This is a genomic window from Flavobacterium sp. C4GT6, from assembly GCF_036347315.1.
GTDB lineage: Bacteria > Bacteroidota > Bacteroidia > Flavobacteriales > Flavobacteriaceae > Flavobacterium.
Genome location: NZ_JAZGZU010000002.1, coordinates 154627 through 170543, shown reverse-complemented (window position 1 = coordinate 170543; position 15917 = coordinate 154627). Strand labels below are relative to the sequence as shown.

Genomic DNA, 15917 nt, shown 5'->3' with positions numbered 1-15917 from the left:
GAATTTATGAACATTGGGGTAGACGCCGCTGCACTGGGAATGAGTAACGCTGTTACAGCCCATACCGGAGACGTTAATTCAGGCTACTGGAATCCTGCCGGATTACTTCAGGTTAAGGACAAACAACTGGCACTTATGCACGCCAGTTATTTTGCCAATATAGCACAATATGACTATGCCGCTTTTGCCATGCCTATTGACGAAAGGAGTGCCTTTGGAATATCGGTAATTAGATTTGGTGTGGATGATATTATGAATACCACTCAGCTAATAGACAGTGAAGGTAATATAGACTACAACAGGATAAGCCTATTCTCGGCTGCCGATTACGGCGTTACCATATCGTATGCACGCTCATTACCGCTAGACGGCTTTCAGTATGGTATTAATGCAAAAGTCATTAGAAGGATAATAGGTGATTTTGCCAACTCATGGGGATTTGGTTTTGATATAGGTATACAATACCAAACTAAAGACAACTGGAAATTCGGCTTAATGCTTAGGGATATAACCACTACATATAACGTTTGGAATATTGATGAAGAGGAATTCCAAACTATTAGTGATGCCATACCGGGTGAAAATCAGGAATTACCGGAAACCAACGAGATTACACTACCGAAAGCTCAACTTGGTTTCTCAAAAAAATTCATAATACGGTACGATTATAGTATATTAGCATCGGCTAATTTAAATATGCAGTTTACCCAAACTAATGACTTGGTATCTACTGAGTCAATCAGTTTTGATCCGGCTTTTGGTTTTGAATTTGGTTATATTGACATCGTTTACCTTAGAGGCGGAGTTGGTAATTTCCAAAACATAAGGGAAATTGACGGCAACGGTAAATTAAGCTTCCAACCTAATATTGGGCTTGGTTTTAAATACAAAGGCATAGAAGTTGATTATGCATTGACCGACATTGGCGATCAGAGTGCAGCATTATATTCAAACATTTTTTCCCTCAAAGTAGATTTGGGGATATTCAGATAAACAAATCACACCATGCAAAGTTTTAGAGCTTTATTAATCCTACTTTTTTTTAGCTTATCAACATTCAAAACCTTTGCACAAATCCCCTTATCAGATAAAGCCGAAATCAGTGTATTAACCTGTGGACCGGGCAACGAACTATATTCAGTATTTGGACATACAGCCATCAGGGTTTTTGACCCTGTAAAAAACATTAATACAATATATAATTTCGGAACTTTCGATTTTGACACACCTAACTTTTATCTCAAATTCGTAAAAGGAGACTTACAATATTTTGTATCAGTGGCATCCTATCGTGATTTTATTTATGAATACCAGTATTACGGTCGCGACGTGTATGAACAGACATTAAACCTTACTCAACATCAAAAACAACAAATTGCCGACGAACTTAACGGTATACTTTTTTCAGATAAAAAATATTACACCTATAAATTCATAAACCGTAACTGCACCACTATGGTGGCAGACATAGTCAATAAACAGGTGCCTATTTCATTAGAAAATTCAGACAGCGGAAAAACATACAGGGAGATTATTTACTCTTATCTTCAGGATAATCATTTTTACGAAAACCTGGGAATAAACCTTTTGTTTGGATATAAAACAGATAACACATCTGAAAAGCTATTTCTACCTAAAGAACTTATGGAAGGAATTAGTAATACCAAAACAAAAAACGGAAAGCCTTTAGCAAAGGCAACAATAACTATAGTTGACAAAACAGAACTAACCACAGGCTTTTCTTTTCTAAACAGTTTTTACAGCTATATCCTTTTAGCACTTGTACTGCTAATCCTTACTATTAAAAAAGCAGGCTATAATACTTATTTGGTATTTGCAGGCCTTATGGGATTACTATTTTGCTTTGTGAGTTTATATTCCAGTCATAACGAACTGTTATTAAACTACAATATACTACTGTTTAATCCACTTTTTATAATTATAGCCATTACCAGTCCAAAAAAGAGAAAAACTCTCTTAAAAAGGCTAATATACATATCATTTATCCTTTTCGTAGTTTATCTGGCACTAACAATAACTAAAGTACATATTTGGCTTATGCTGCCTCTGTTATTAGTAAACTTAGTAACACTGACACGAAAATTGAAATCAGCCCTTACTACCAATTAGCACATTTTAACAAACTGTATCATTTAGAATTAGTGTTTTATATTAATTTTACAACATTAATTTTAAACCTAATACCTTGCTATTTTTCAATAAACCAAAGGTAGCCCTGGCAGATTTAATCCCTGACGGCTATGTAGACATACACTCGCATTTATTACCCGGAATAGACGATGGCGCTAAAGACGAAAATGACACTATTTTACTCATCAATACTTTAAAAGAATACGGGTTCTCGCAGTTCACTGCTACACCGCATATACTACCGGGAGTATGGAACAACACTAAAGAAGGAATATTACAAAAAGAAGAAAGCACCCTTTCTTTTTTAAGAGAAGAAAATATAACATTACCTTTTAAAGCCGCAGCTGAGCATTTAATGGATGATACCTTTGTTGAATTATTTAAATCAGAATCACTCCTAACACTCAAGGATAACTATGTACTGGTTGAAATGTCATACATTAACCCGCCAATTAACCTTTACGACATTCTATTTGAACTACAGGTAGCAGGCTATAAACCTGTACTAGCCCACCCTGAACGTTACCTGTTTTACCATTCAAAGTTTGAAGAATACTACAGACTTAAAAAAGCTGGATGCCTATTTCAGTTAAATCTGCTTTCAGTTACCGGGTATTATGGAGAAGGTGTTTTAAAAACAGCTGAAAGGCTTTTAAGCGAAAAGCTAATTGATTTTACGGGATCAGACACACACCACATGAAACACGCCACAGCTTTTAAAAGCAAAATACCTTTTAAAAAGCACGATGCTTTGAAAGATGCCTTAAAAAACAATGCCTTCTTTAAATTTTAAAGAAGGCATTGTTTTTATACTTTTATATAATAAAGCTTAAAGCTTTTTCTTTCCAAAGATTTTATCTCTCCAGCTTGATTTAGACACATCCATATCGGCACCATAGCCATAGCCGTAACCATAACCGTAACCATAACCATAACCGTAACCTGTTTTCCTATCGGTATCATTAAGAACAAGAGCCATGTTTGGAAGCTTACCTTCTTTGTACATATTTTCCGGAATAACAAGCATCCTCTTATCAAGATAATTCGCTCTTGATACATAAATGAATGAATGCGCCAAATGAGCAATAATTATAGTATCGGTAACCAAACTAACAGGAGCCGTATCAACTATAATGTAATCGTACTCCTTTTGAAGTTTTTCAAACATTTCAACCACACGTTTCCCCATAAGTAATTCAGCAGGGTTTGGAGGTATTATACCAGGAGGAAGTATATAGAAATTTTCAAAATCTCCATACTTAACAATGTAATCATTAAGATTTGCTCCGTTAGGCGAAGATAAATAATTTGTAAGTCCTTTAGAAGGTATATTCACATACTCATCTAACTTAGGATTACGTATATCCATACCTATAAGAAGTACTTTTTTACCTGTCATAGCTATAGTTGTAGCCAAATTAACCGACACGAACGTTTTACCTTCTTTTGGTATAGTAGATGTAACAAAAATGGTTTTAGCAATACCTTCAGGCACATTATTAAGCATAAACTCCATATTTGTTCTAATAATCCTTAATGCCTCAGCTGTACCTGATCGACCATGAAGGTTAACCAGCTCACTACTCGTTTCTGACCTCGGCACATCTCCCAGAAAAGGAACCGTTAAATGATCAAGATCGGCATTACTATGAATCTTAGTATCCAAAAGTTCCTTTAAATAGATTATCAAAAATGGAATTATCAAACCTAAAACCAAAGCTGCCATCAAGATAACATTGCTTTTTGGCGAAACAGGTTTATCTTTAGCAAAAGCAGGGTCTATTATTTTAGCATTAGGAGAAGTCACTGCCAAAGTAATAGCGTTCTCTTCTCTTTTTGTTAGTAAAAATAAATACAATTCTTCTTTTACTTCTTTTTGCCTTTCAATAACCCTGTACTGCCTTTCTTGACGAGGAGCCTGCCCCACTCTTCCCTCCATCGCATCTTCTTGTATTTCCAGATTCTTTTTAGCTATTTTAAGAGAAGACAACAAATTAGTTAAACTCTTTTTAATACTCTCTCTAAATCCTTCAAGTTGAGCATCGATAGCAATCATTTGGGGGTGTTCAACAGTCATACTTTCAGACTGTCTTGTTTTTAGAAGAACCAGTTCATTATACTCATTAATCATTGAGGCTGCATCTCCTTCAGGCATAAGATTGGTTGGCATAGTACTATTATTATCAGCACTATCTAAAATCTCAATCATATAGTTTACAACATCAATCTCACCCGCCTTAGCGTTCACACTTTTACTGTAAGCATCAGCCGAAGTTAAAGACAGTTTTACATCAGAAAAGATATCTGTAAGCCTCTCTCCTCTTTTATAACCTTCTGCATCTCTCTCAACAGTATCAAGCTCTTTTGTTAAGGATTCCAGCCTCTTATTAATAAACTTTTCGGTATTAGTGGCTACAAGGTTTTTATCTTTTACTGCATCGTTATTGTAAATACTAATAAGAGTATCAAGAAAGTCTTCTCCTTTTTGAGGCACTCTATCAGTTATTGACAAAGAAACAACACTTGTCATTTTATTAACTGTATTCACCTGAAGTTTGCTCCTGTATGCATCAGCAACCTTTCTTATTGGAGTTAACTTAACAATTATCTCTTTCTTCTTGTTTCTGTCACCAAAAATACTATCTGTATTTACGGTTACAACCATATTACCAAATTTTGTTGGTAATGATTTCCCATAAGAATAAACGCCAACTTTCTCTCCTTCAGAATCTAACAATTCATATTTAAGATCAGAAATAGTTTTAACGACAAAAGAAGTATCGGTTTGAAAAAAGTTCTGGGCTGTATTAAAAAAGTTGACTTTTACATATGAATTTTTATACGCCTCAGATGTTTTAATATTACCCTTGTTATAGTATGTAATATTAAAATTTAGATTTTTAACTGCATTTTCAACAAGAGTACGTGCTTTTAAAACCTCTATTTCATTATCAACATTACTATTACTTGACATTAAACCAAGTTCACTAAGTGCTGACAATTCATTTGTTGCACCGCCTTTTTTTTCATCCTTAATAAGAATAGTAGCCGAAATACTGTATTCGGGAGTTGAATATCTTAAATATATAAAAGCTAAAAAAAGACAAACTACAACACTAACAGTAAACCATTTCCAATGCACCAAATACTTATCCAACTGCGCTCTTATATCAAAACCAGTCTCATTTTCATTTTCTGTCAAAACAGGAATATTATTATTTTGCATCTTTATCTAGTTAATATAGCTATGAGAGAAATCAATATTGAAGTTGCTGATATAAGTACACTTACATTAGGACCAACACCTGATGAGTTTATTCTGGTTTTATTTGGCTCTACATACACATAATCATTTTGACTAAGATAATAAAAAGGTGAATTAATAAAATCAGCTTTAGTCATATCTATATAATTGTAGGTCTTAACACCATCAATTTCACGAATAACTAAAACATTATCCCTTTTACCATAAATAGTCATATCACCTACAGCAGCTATTGCCTCAGGCAAAGTAAGTCTCTCTGTTTGAATAGAAACCAAACCAGGTCTAACAACCTCTCCTGCAACGGTAACTTTAAAGTTAACAATCCTCAAATTAACTGTAAATTCCTTAAGGTAAACAGATAATTTTTCTTTTAACATCTCAAGAGCCTCTTCCTTTGTAAGCCCACTTATTTTCAAAGTACCTAAAACCGGCAGCTGAACTTCACCGTTTTTATTTACTGTATACGCCTGAACTCTTTGTTGAGAAGATGCAATATCTATACTACCACTAAAAGTAGTCGTACCGGTAACCCCAGTTATTGGTAAATTAAAATCCTTTGCAGCACCATCAGGAGCTGAAACAACTATCATCAATAAGTCGTCTGCTTTTATTCGTGTTTCAAAATTTTGTTGAGCATCTTCAAACGATGGTAAATTTTGATAGTACACTAGTTTTTCCCTAGGGACACATGAAGTAAATAAAAGTGCTGCAATAAAAAAAAGTAATATCTTTCTTATCATTTTTATGGTATGATATTTTTTTCTAAGAAGAAAACATTGGTTAATTTAGCGCAAAGATAATTTTTTTTGCATGCAAAAAAATGAATAATTAGTTAAAAGGGGATTTTAGCCCTTTTTATCAAGAGTAGCAAATTCAGAATTCATGCTAATAAACTCAGGAACAATTTGTTTCATTTTAAAAACTACTTCTTCAACTAAATAGCCTGAAGCTGTTACTATCAAATCATCTACCTGATGCCCTAAACAAATAAAATCATCAAAAACTTCCTGAGCTACCATAATTTTTTCATGATGCGTAGGTAATGTTTTTGAAGTGTCATTCAATAGTTCTTCATACAACTTCTCTCCTGGCCTTAATCCAATTATCTTGATTTCAATATCCTTATCTGGAATAAAACCTGCTAAACGAATCATTTTTTTCGCAAGATCTATAATCTTAACCGGCTTACCCATGTCAAATATATAAATCTCACCTCCTTTACCCATAGCTCCCGCCTCTAATACTAATTGACAGGCCTCAGGTATGGTCATAAAGTATCGTATAATATCAGGATGCGTTAAGGTAATTGGACCTCCTGCTTCAATTTGCTTAGTAAACAAGGGCACTACTGAACCGTTAGACCCTAAAACATTCCCAAAACGAGTAGTAATAAATTTCGTTGAACAGCCCCCATTCTCCACCATCATTTTGTTATGTAATGCCTGAACATATTTTTCAGCAATACGTTTACTGGCTCCCATAACATTGCTTGGATTAACAGCCTTATCAGTGGAAACCATTACAAAATTATCTACCTTATACTCATAAGCTAAATCAGCTATATTTTTGGTCCCTAAAACATTTACAAAAATTGCCTGAGAAGGATTTTCCTCCATCAAAGGAACGTGTTTGTATGCTGCTGCATGATAAACAACCTGAGGCTTATATTTTCTAAAAACCTCTTCCATAGCTCCTCTATTTCTTATATCACTAATAATAGAAACAATATTAGTGTTAGAATCCATTCTACTCACCTCTAGTCCCAGTTGATGCAATGGAGTCTCTGCCTGATCAACCATTACAACATTTTTAGGATTAAACTGTAAAACCTGCCTTACAATCTCACTACCTATAGAACCTGCTGCACCAGTTACAAGTATTGTTTTATTTTTAATTTGAGAAGAAATTGAATAATTATCCAGAACTATTGGTTTTCTTTCAAGTAAATCCTGTATTTGGAAATTTTTAATTTTTCTGGAAATTTCTTTTTGATCTTCCCAGTCAGATATCAAAGGAACCGTATAAACTTTATAATTAAATTCCAAACATTCGTCTACAATAGCAAGTTTTTCCTCTTTCAGAAGGCTCTTATCTGCGATTACAAGTGCTTCAGCATTGAAAACTCTCATCACGACAGATATTTTCTTTTTATGCTGCAGGATAGGCAAGCCTAAAATCATCTTAGATTTATTATGACTTGATTTATCTATAAAACCAACTAATTTGAATCGCCCAGGTATTTCAGATTTCAATGCATTAGCAACAGCAATAGCATTAGCATCAGAACCATATATAATAGCCCTTACCAGTTTTTTACCATTACTACTGTTAAAGTAATTTTCAAAAACCTGTTTTACTAATACCCTATATAAAAATAAACAACTGAATGAAAACACTGCATTAATTAATATAGCTACATTAAGATAAATAAGATCTCCAGTAATAGTTTCATACAAACTATTAAAAGCTAAAAGTAAAAAAGCCGTAGTAAACTGGGCAAAAAATATCTTAACTGCATCTATATATGAAGAGTGCCTTATAATCCCTGCATAAGTACGAAAAGCACGAAAGGACAGTAGTGTTATGGATAGATAAATCAGTATACTTAATAAATATAAATCTGACTTTATAGACACACCCGTCCTATTTATCAGCAAATAAGAAATAACCCCAGTAAAAGACACTACTACTAAGTCAAGCAGTAATATAATCCAACGCGGTAAATACCCTAAATTATGTAATGATGTCCAGAACCTATAATCAGCCCAACCATAATTTTTATTCTCACTCACTCTGAAAGTATTTTATAAACTATAACTAATTTAAACAGAAAACATGAAATAACGTGTTTTCCATTTATTTTTATTTTTCTTTAATGTAAAGCTGCCTATACCAAACAAGTACTACGCTACACGGTCTCCATGTCCTTTACCCCCAACTGTCGCAAGTACATATTTAAAATAACTTGATAGGGATAAGTTTTGCAACATCTCTGCATCTTTAATCGCTAATTTTTCAGGTGTTGACATATCAATCTCGTTTATCTGAGCCAAGCCTGTTATACCAGGTAAATAATCATATACTTTTCTCTTCTCCCTTTCTTCGATTAACTCGGTCTGATTAAACAAATTAGGACGAGGTCCAACAAGACTCATATCGCCTAACAAAACATTTATCAACTGTGGCAGTTCATCTAATTTTGATTTTCTTAAAAAACCACCAAACTTAGTAATTGAAGCTCTACTGGCTAAATGTGAAGCCACTGATTTGGTACTTATATGCATAGTCCTAAACTTATACAGGTTAAATGGTTTTTTATTTTTTCCTACACGTTCCTGTACAAAAATAGGCTTACCTGTATCAAACAAACCAATTATAAATAGTATCAAACCAACAGGCATCAAAACTAATAGCCCAAATAATGAAAACAGAAAATCGAAAAATCGTATCATTTATTATTTTTAAAACTTTGAATTGTCTTTATCAAACCTTCTTCAGCCGTTAAAGGTAACTTTTTTATTCCTAATGCCTGTTTAATTTTTTTATTAGAAACCACATAACTCTCTGTTAACTTTTTCAAATGTTCGGAATTCAAAGGAAAAAAAGGAAATATATTTCCTAGCCACACAATACTTTTAATTAACCAAAAAGGCATATTCCAAAATTTAGCTTTTTTCTCTAATGTATGAGAAATAATTTTAATTAGTTTATTAGTAGAGACTGTCTGATCATCTGCAAGATTATATATACCTGACTCTAAACTCTTATTTTTTAACATCTCATATACTATAAAATTGAGATTATCAATACTTAAAAATGAGCGTTCATTTTTAAACTTAGTCAAAAACCAAGGCACATCTTTTTCAACAACCTTATACAATAAGTTTAAGTTACCTTTATTTTGTGCTCCATGTATCATTACCGGTCTGAGAATGAACAATCTTTTCCCTTTTGGAAGCTTTTGACTAAGCAGATATTGCTCTGCTTCAAGTTTTGACACCCCATAAGGTGTTTGTGGATTAGCATTAATACTTTCTAATAAAACACTTTCTGTAGAGTCAGCAGCTGCTTTTACAGAACTGAAAAAGAAAAAGTCTTTTATATTTGAGTTTAAAAATTTATTAAATAACTTTATAGTTAAGTCTCTATTTACTTTAAAATATTCATCAATGGAATTCACATTCTTAGTATCGTGAGCCTTACCTGCTAAATGAATAATTGCATCAGCACTCATATCAATTTTATTTGACCAAGATTGAAATCTCAAACACAACTCCAGAACCTCAATTTCTTTTTGATTCAAATAAAATAAAAGATTTTGACCTACAAATCCAGATATACCAGTAATTATAACTTTCATTTAAATTGATTTAAAGTTTTTTTATTAACCAGCTCCCTCTCTTTATCAAAAAACCAGCCCCATTTATTGAAGTAATAAATAGCTGATTTAATAAATATTTTAAATAAAAGCCTATGCTTATTTGCCCCTGATTCATAACCATGATAAACAAATACCTTTGGAAAATAGACAGTTTTAAAGCTTTTATTCATTCTTCTTGACAAATCCCAATCCTCAAAATACATAAAAAACTTATCATCATACCCCCCAACTTTCTTAAGAGCTTTGAGATTAAACAAAGTAAAACATCCTGAGAGTATTGGAGCCTCATAAATCAAATCTTCCGGCACATTTCTTAATTCATATCTATTTATAAAAGAGTCATAAATAAATTTTGGTCTCTTCAGCTTTCTCATCAAAATACTGAATGGTGTAGGCAAGAGCTTGGGTAAATTCTGAACAGTCCCATCAAAGTTTAGTATTTGAGGCATCATCATCCCTACATCTTCGTTCAACTTCATATAATTAACCATTTCTTGAATAACATTACTATCAAAAGAAACATCTGGATTAATAACAAAATGAAAATCAACACCCTCATTAATAGACTTATTGATTGCCATGTTATGAGCAGCTCCAAAACCTGGGTTTGACGGATTATGGATATACTCAATTCGAGGGTCGTTACTAATGTTTCTTAATTTATAAGTAGGCGAGTTGTCAATTAAATATAATTTACTAATTATTTCACTATTAATAAAACTGCTAATACAATCTAATAAGATTTTCTTCTCATTATTATATAATACAATACATCCTGTCATTTAGATATTCTTTTAATCAAAAAAATTAATAAATAAGTTATTTCTTTTTTAATTATCATAGACGATATAATAATAAGTGAAAAAATAAGATTAAATTCATCCCTATAAAAAAATTAGCTAGCTTGTTTTTATCAAATACTTCAGACACAAAAAGTAAAATCGTCGGAATTAAAAATATATAATATTTTACATTGGCATAATTAGGAAACAAAAAAACAAAAAAAAGAATTGTTGTTAATGATGCCAAAAAAGAGGGAAAAGAATCTTTAATCAATACTTTTTTTACTTTCAATAGAACTATACTAAACCCAATAAAATAAAGCAATTGAACAACTAAAACTTTAACACCACTAGGTGTCATAAAAAACGCAGTTATACATGTTATAAATGGTCTTAATAAAATCGGATATTTTTCTCTGAAGTTTCTATCTAACTCAATCTCATACATTGCATTAGCTTTATCCTGAAGAAAGGGTAAATTTTGAATATATAAAAGAGATGTACTTCCAAGTATTAGTGCTACTGATAAAAGTAACAAAATTATAAATAAAAGTTTTCTTAAATTATTTTGTTTATATATTTTTTTAAAAAACCACTCTAAGCCTATAAAAAAGACTATAATTGAAGAGTTCCCCAAATCTAAAGATATAGACAATAACAATATGACTATTAGAGCAAAAATGTTATTCTTAAATAAAAAAACAAAAAAACCCAAGCAAATTATAAATTGTTCAACAGACAATAAACCTATATAATAAATAGTACCTGTAAAAATAAGAGATAAAGCTATAGAATCCAATCTTTTATCTCGAACTTCAATTTCAATATTTTTACGTATCAAAAAAAATCTATTTTGTTTATTCGATCTAAATACAATAATAACTAATAAGGGGAAACTCACAACAATTATTATTATAAAGCGTAATAAAATTTGCTCAAAACTTTCAATACAATAATTTTCAGGTATTACGGCCCATAATGAATTAACTCCAGCAACGGGTACACAATATGTATTATAATTTAATTCTTGTAATATACCTTGTAAATAATTATAAGGAACTAAAAAATTATACTCTCCAAATATTAATTGCGGAGCTCGTACAGAAAAATCCGGTTCATCTCCAAAAGGAAAAAATATTCTACCTAAAAAGGAAAAAAAAAGAAAAAAAACAATACACTTTAAACCAAACTTTGAAATATACATTATATCAAACTTTTATAAATCCTTTTATAATTCCTAGCATTAACCTCATAATCAAACAACTCTTTAGCTAAATTGCTTCTTTCTTCAAATTTATCATCATTAACAAAACCTGTTATACTTTTTGAATTAATCTCTTGAAAAGTTTCAGGATCATATACTATCCCTAAATTATATTTCTTTATGATAGTTCCAGCACCACCACAATATCTATTAACAATAATAGGCAAGCCTGCTGCTAAATATTCTACTATTTTAACCGCTAAAACCATATTACCCAATAAAACCTCACGTTTGCTTTGAGGTTTAAAATATGACATTAATCCAAAATTAAATGTTTTTAAAACCTGTTTTAATTCCTCTTCTGTTTTAGTTGAAGTTATATTAATTTCATCATCAGGAATATCTGCAAAACATTTTCTTATAGCTTCATGGTTAGAGGTAGTAACTATTGTTAATTTAGATTTACCAAAAACTCTTATTTTATTATACAAACTCAATAACTCATGAGGATTATGCCATGTATCATCAGACAGAGCACCTACATAACCATAGTTAATTGTATCTCCTTCTCTAATTATTCTTTCATGACCTGGCCTTAATCTACTTGTAGATGAGCTTAAATAAACACATATAGCTTTTTTAGCCTTTAAACGAAGATAATGCTCTTGCATTGTATCTGAAACCGCAACACTTACATCACATTTAGATAGTAGTTCATTCTCAATCCGTTTTAAAAAAAGATAATTAGAGTTTGAATCAGAATAACTTTTTTTCAAAGCCACCTCTTCTGGATAAAGCCCTCTTCCGTCAAAAACTATTTTGTAATTTAATCTATACTTTTCTCTTACTTTTAAAGCTGCAAAAGCTGCATGATAAGAACGGCAATGAACCACATCTGGTTGTATATCTTTAAGCTTTTTTTTAAGAATGATATTAGATAAAAAATGCATTAATAAAAAAGTAACTTTAGAAGAGTTAACAAAATTTTGCGGAGCAAAAATTGGAATCCTATAAAACGGTATTTTTCCTAATCGAATTTTTATTTTAAGCAACTCTTCTTTATACCTCCATTTCTCTCTAATTAGTCCACTATGGATAATAGGCAAGCCCGCAATGAAAAAAAAATCTGCATCCCTCATATTTTTTTTCGTTTCAATAAACTGCCCTATGACTTGAGAATTATAAACCCCGTATGACCTTGGAGTTTCTCCCCATGTAAGATATACTACTTTCATTTGATATTAATTTAAACAGCTATGACTTGAATCATTTCTAAGCAAACATCTTTCACATCTGTATCCTACAATTTTAGCAGGATTTCCAACGGCTATAGCATAATCTGGTATATCTTTAGTTACAACAGACCCAGCACCAATTACTGCATAGTTACCTATTTTGACTTTTGACAAAACTATAACACCAGCACCTAACCAAACGTATTGCCCTATTTTTATTGGAATATTGTGAATATCGTGCTCTTCAAGTTTACCTTTTTCTAAACTATGATTAGCACTTAATATTTTACATCCATAAGCCCATATAGTTCCTTTACCAATTTCAATACCATTCATAGCCTGATAATAACATGAACCAGAAGTTGCAAAACTCCTATATACTGTAATACTTTCAGAATGCTCTTCAATAATTATTTTTTTTGAAATAATTGCACGAGAAGTAAAATGCAATAGAAAATTAGTATTAAACCTGAGAATCTTTTGAAAAAAAGAATTTACTATATAAGTTTCAAATCCTAGGTCAAAATAGCCTCTTAATAAAGATTTTTTAATTAAAGGGATAAAAGAAAACTTTGAAATTATTTTTTTTATTTTTTTTCTAGACATCTCTAATAACTTTATAAAACAAAAAATAAACTATAATATATATAATTACATTTAAAACCATAAATATTGTAACAAACATACTTATATCATGTTTACAAAAACCAGATATTGCAATAGCACCTAAACCAGCTAAAAAAAGTAATGAATTGACAACAAATTCCATTTTTTGTTTTTCATAAACCATAAGAACTACTGAAACAGGATTTACACAAAACCTTACCATTACCAAAGGAAGTAAAATTTTTGAAATTTCTCCGGCTAATTGCCATTCTTTACCAAAAACCAACATAAATAAATCTTCAATTATAAAATAAAGTACGCTACAAATAATAAAAGATGAGATAAATAAAAATAAAGAATATTTAATAAAAACTTTCTTAGCCTTTACCTGCTCATGTTTTACCTGATTAAGTTCCTGAAAAAAAACATCGCGTACAGAACCACCTATTAATGTTATAGGAAACATAATATATTTATATGACAATGAATAATTACCTAAAACACTTAAAGAATACAACTTGGGGATAAAAAAATTAATTACATTTACCGAAAGGGAATTCAAAAGTATTGAAGGTGTAGAAAACAATGCAAAATTTTTATATCGCTTAGCTGTTGATTTTAAATCTCTCTTAGTAATACTTTTAATAACTTCTTTTTCCTTATTTATTTGCTTTAAGTAACGAAAGTTCCCGAATAAATATGAAAAAACCTCACCTATAAGTAGTCCGTCATATACTTTTTTCACAGCTCCTAAGAGTATTTGTAATAGTCCTGCTCCAAACGTCTTAGCAATATTCGAAACAGCAATATCTTTGAACTTTTTTTCCCTTACCATATAAAAGCTTAACGCCATAAAAGTCGCCTGTAAAAAAATGCTTAGAGGTAAAAAATACAACCATTTCTCAATTTTAGGGTCTTCTAAATAAACACTAAGAGAAGTTGAAAACAATATTACTATAACAAACAAAACAAAAGATGTAAAAAATGCTATAATAACCGAAAGAAGCATTGAGCTTAGTGCTTCTTTTTTATTTTCAGGCAAAACTATAGACATCTCATATCTTCCGCAAGCAATAACAGAAAAAACCTGTGTGACAGACAAATACAAAGCCACCCTTCCAAATTCTTCCTGTGTATAAATTCTTGTAAGAACAGGAGCTAATAGAAAAGGAATAACCCTGGAAATTAGCGTCCCTGTAAACATGGTCGCTATACTTTTTAAATTTCCGGACTTTAACTTTGAAAAAAAAATTCGTAATCTATTATTTATCAAAATTCAGTTTTAACGAATAAATTCTCTCTATCATATCTACAACTTTCATCCCCTCAAGAGCATTTGTTGTAATTGTATTTCTTCCTTTAATAACATCTATTACATTCTCAATGATATAATGATGATTTGCGGCAGAACCTTTATAAGCACCATAATCATTACCTGGATTAGTAGGAGCTAGCTCAGGCATCTCATAATCTTTAATATGGCAATATTCAACCTCATTCATATACTGACCACCTACTTTCAATGATCCGTTTTCAGCAATAATAGTTATACTACTTTCTAGGTTCTTGTCCCAAACAGAAGTAGAATAATTTAATGCCCCCATACCTCCATTTACAAAATCAAAAGAAACAAAACCTGAATCTTCAAAATCAGTTAATTTATCATGATTAAAATCAGCAAACTTGGCCTGAATATTTGTTATATCTCCAAAATACCAGTACATTAAATCAATAAAGTGAGAAAATTGAGTAAATAAAGTACCTCCGTCTAAATCCTTTTTACCATGCCAAGACTCAGGCTTGTAATATCTATCATCACGATTCCAGTAACAATTAATCTGAACCATAAAAATTTTACCTAATTTTTCTGACTCTAAAAGTTCTTTCAACCAAACAGATGGTGGAGAATAGCGGTTTTGCATTACACAAAAAACCTGTTTATGCTTTTGTAAACCTTTAAATATCAAAGCTTCAGAATCCCTCTTTGTTAATGACATAGGCTTTTCAATCACTAAATGCTTTCCTGCATCTAAAACATTCATTCCCTGTTTTGCATGAAAACCATTAGGAGAGGCTATATTTATAACATCAGCCTCAATACCTGACTCTAAAAAAGCTTCTAAAGAATTAAAAAAAGGAACTTTATAATCACTTATACCTAAAACAGATTTCTCTTTAGTATCTATTAGCGCAACTAATTCTGCTTCTTCATTCCTATTAACCATTTCGGCGTGTCTTTTCCCAATGTGACCACACCCTACTACGGCAAATTTCACTTTGTTATTCATTTTTA

The 15917-nt window shown here is 31.4% G+C and carries 14 protein-coding genes; 3 read left to right on the top strand and 11 right to left on the bottom strand.

Annotated features, from left to right (window positions below; genetic code table 11):
* Positions 1 to 6 precede the first annotated feature (6 nt).
* From V3Z67_RS03030 to V3Z67_RS03020, 3 genes are all read left to right on the top strand, one after another.
* A complete protein-coding gene (locus V3Z67_RS03030) occupies positions 7 to 993 on the top strand; it encodes a PorV/PorQ family protein (RefSeq protein WP_330442160.1) in 987 nt (328 codons plus the stop codon).
* A gap of 12 nt (positions 994 to 1005) precedes the next feature.
* The gene (locus V3Z67_RS03025) at positions 1006 to 2130 is read left to right on the top strand and encodes an Lnb N-terminal periplasmic domain-containing protein (RefSeq protein ID WP_330441908.1); all 1125 of its coding nucleotides are present in this window, start codon (positions 1006 to 1008) and stop codon (positions 2128 to 2130) included.
* Between the two features lie 76 nt (positions 2131 to 2206).
* Entirely contained in the window at positions 2207 to 2944 is a 738-nt protein-coding gene (locus V3Z67_RS03020) for a tyrosine-protein phosphatase (protein ID WP_330441907.1), read from the top strand.
* A gap of 36 nt (positions 2945 to 2980) precedes the next feature.
* Here V3Z67_RS03020 and V3Z67_RS03015 read toward each other — a convergent pair whose 3' ends face one another.
* The 11 genes from V3Z67_RS03015 to V3Z67_RS02965 all read right to left on the bottom strand — a co-directional run bounded on the left by V3Z67_RS03015 (position 2981) and on the right by V3Z67_RS02965 (position 15912).
* Positions 2981 to 5377, bottom strand: a complete 2397-nt coding sequence (locus V3Z67_RS03015) for a GumC family protein (RefSeq protein ID WP_330441906.1) — start codon at positions 5375 to 5377, stop codon at positions 2981 to 2983.
* 2 nt (positions 5378 to 5379) lie between these two features.
* Entirely contained in the window at positions 5380 to 6156 is a 777-nt protein-coding gene (locus V3Z67_RS03010; protein ID WP_330441905.1) for a polysaccharide biosynthesis/export family protein, read from the bottom strand.
* Between the two features lie 105 nt (positions 6157 to 6261).
* The gene (locus tag V3Z67_RS03005; RefSeq protein WP_330441904.1) at positions 6262 to 8208 is read right to left on the bottom strand and encodes a polysaccharide biosynthesis protein; all 1947 of its coding nucleotides are present in this window, start codon (positions 8206 to 8208) and stop codon (positions 6262 to 6264) included.
* Between the two features lie 111 nt (positions 8209 to 8319).
* A complete protein-coding gene (locus V3Z67_RS03000) occupies positions 8320 to 8868 on the bottom strand; it encodes a sugar transferase (protein ID WP_330441903.1) in 549 nt (182 codons plus the stop codon).
* Entirely contained in the window at positions 8865 to 9776 is a 912-nt protein-coding gene (locus V3Z67_RS02995; RefSeq protein ID WP_330441902.1) for an NAD-dependent epimerase/dehydratase family protein, read from the bottom strand. Before V3Z67_RS02995 ends, V3Z67_RS03000 begins: the two co-directional genes overlap by 4 nt.
* On the bottom strand, positions 9773 to 10579 hold the full coding sequence (locus V3Z67_RS02990; RefSeq protein ID WP_330441901.1) for a glycosyltransferase family 2 protein: 807 nt from the start codon (positions 10577 to 10579) through the stop codon (positions 9773 to 9775). The genes V3Z67_RS02995 and V3Z67_RS02990 overlap by 4 nt, the downstream gene beginning before the upstream one ends.
* A gap of 55 nt (positions 10580 to 10634) precedes the next feature.
* Positions 10635 to 11783, bottom strand: a complete 1149-nt coding sequence (locus tag V3Z67_RS02985) for a hypothetical protein (RefSeq protein ID WP_330441900.1) — start codon at positions 11781 to 11783, stop codon at positions 10635 to 10637.
* The gene (locus tag V3Z67_RS02980) at positions 11783 to 13018 is read right to left on the bottom strand and encodes a glycosyltransferase (protein WP_330441899.1); all 1236 of its coding nucleotides are present in this window, start codon (positions 13016 to 13018) and stop codon (positions 11783 to 11785) included. Before V3Z67_RS02980 ends, V3Z67_RS02985 begins: the two co-directional genes overlap by 1 nt.
* A 6-nt stretch (positions 13019 to 13024) precedes the next feature.
* Positions 13025 to 13624 (bottom strand): acyltransferase, encoded by a 600-nt coding sequence (locus tag V3Z67_RS02975; protein WP_330441898.1) that lies wholly within the window; start codon positions 13622 to 13624, stop codon positions 13025 to 13027.
* Positions 13617 to 14897, bottom strand: a complete 1281-nt coding sequence (locus V3Z67_RS02970; RefSeq protein ID WP_330441897.1) for a lipopolysaccharide biosynthesis protein — start codon at positions 14895 to 14897, stop codon at positions 13617 to 13619. Before V3Z67_RS02970 ends, V3Z67_RS02975 begins: the two co-directional genes overlap by 8 nt.
* Positions 14887 to 15912, bottom strand: coding sequence for a Gfo/Idh/MocA family protein (locus V3Z67_RS02965; RefSeq protein ID WP_330441896.1), 1026 nt, complete (start codon positions 15910 to 15912; stop codon positions 14887 to 14889). The genes V3Z67_RS02970 and V3Z67_RS02965 overlap by 11 nt, the downstream gene beginning before the upstream one ends.
* Between the last annotated feature and the right edge of the window lie 5 nt (positions 15913 to 15917).